The organism is Azospirillum palustre, assembly GCF_002573965.1.
GTDB lineage: Bacteria > Pseudomonadota > Alphaproteobacteria > Azospirillales > Azospirillaceae > Azospirillum > Azospirillum palustre.
Window position 1 is genome coordinate 1 of the sequence record NZ_PDKW01000041.1, and the last position, 1,571, is coordinate 1,571.

Annotated in this window: 1 protein-coding gene; it reads left to right on the forward strand. The window is 67.6% G+C overall.

Annotation, left to right across the window (positions count from 1 at the left end):
• Positions 1–1,571, forward strand: a 1,571-nt coding sequence (locus CRT60_RS13940; RefSeq protein ID WP_143273305.1) for an iron-containing alcohol dehydrogenase, incomplete at both ends; no start/stop codon positions are given.

A 1,571-nucleotide genomic window follows, 5' to 3' on the forward strand; every position in this document is an offset into this window, starting at 1 on the left:
CTGGCCGCCGCCAACGCCCGCATCCCGCTCGCCAAGATGGCGGTGGCGGAGACCGGCATGGGCGTCATGGAAGACAAGGTCATCAAGAACCACTTCGCCGCCGAATACATCTACAACAAGTACAAGGACGAGAAGACCTGCGGCGTCCTGTCGGAAGACAACGACGCCGGCATCCTCACCATCGCCGAGCCGGTCGGCCTGATCTGCGGCATCGTCCCCACCACCAACCCGACCTCGACCGCCATCTTCAAGGCGCTGATCGCGCTGAAGACCCGCAACGGGCTGGTGCTCTCCCCCCATCCCCGCGCCCGCAAATCGACCTGCGAGGCCGCCCGCCTCGTGCTCGCCGCCGCGGTCGAGGCCGGGGCGCCCGACGACATCATCGGCTGGATCGACGAGCCCTCGCTGGAACTCTCCAACGCCGTCATGCACCATCCCGCCATCTCCCTGATCCTCGCCACCGGCGGGCCGGGCATGGTCAAGGCCGCCTATTCCTCGGGCAAGCCCGCCATCGGCGTCGGCGCCGGCAACACCCCCGCCGTCATCGACGAGTTCGCCGACATCAAGCGCGCGGTGGCCTCCATCCTGATGTCCAAGACCTTCGACAACGGCGTGGTCTGCGCGTCCGAACAGTCGGCGGTGGTGGTCGAGGCCGTCTATGACGCCGTGCGCGACCGTTTCGCCCACCATGGCGGCTACATCCTGTCGCCCCGCGAGGCCGACGCCGTGCGCAAAATCCTGCTGACCGACGGCCATCTCAACGCCGACATCGTCGGCCAGCCCGCCCACGCCATCGCCGCCATGGCCGGCCTGAACGTGCCGCTCGCCACCAAGGTGCTGATCGCCGAGGTTTCGGACGTGGACGACAGCGAACCCTTCGCCCACGAGAAGCTGTCGCCCACCCTGGCGCTCTACCGCGCCAAGGACTTCGCCGAGGCCTGCGACAAGGCCGCCGCCCTGGTGGCGCTCGGCGGCATCGGCCACACCTCGGCGCTCTACACCGACCAGGACCGGCAGGCCGACCGCATCCGCCATTTCGGCGACAAGATGAAGACCGCCCGCATCCTGATCAACACGCCATCGTCGCATGGCGGCATCGGCGACCTCTACAACTTCCGCCTCGCACCCTCCCTGACGCTGGGCTGCGGCTCGTGGGGCGGCAACTCGATCTCGGAGAATGTCGGGCCGCAGCACCTGATCAACAAGAAGACGGTTGCCAAGCGAGCCGAGAACATGCTGTGGCACAAGCTGCCCAAGTCGATCTATTTCCGCCGCGGCTGCCTGCCCTTCGCGCTGGAGGAACTGCGCGGCAAGAAGCGCTGCCTGATCGTCACCGACCGCTTCCTGTTCGAGAACGGCCATGTCAACGACAGCGTCCGCGTGCTGAAGTCGCTGGGGCTGGAGGTCGAGACCTTCTTCGAGGTTTCGGCCGACCCGACGCTGGCGGTGGTGCGCAAGGGGGTGGCGCTGGCGAATGCCTTCCAGCCCGACGTGATCCTGGCGCTGGGCGGCGGCTCGCCGATGGACGCGGCCAAGATCATCTGGGTGATGTACGAGGCGCCCGAGGTGGC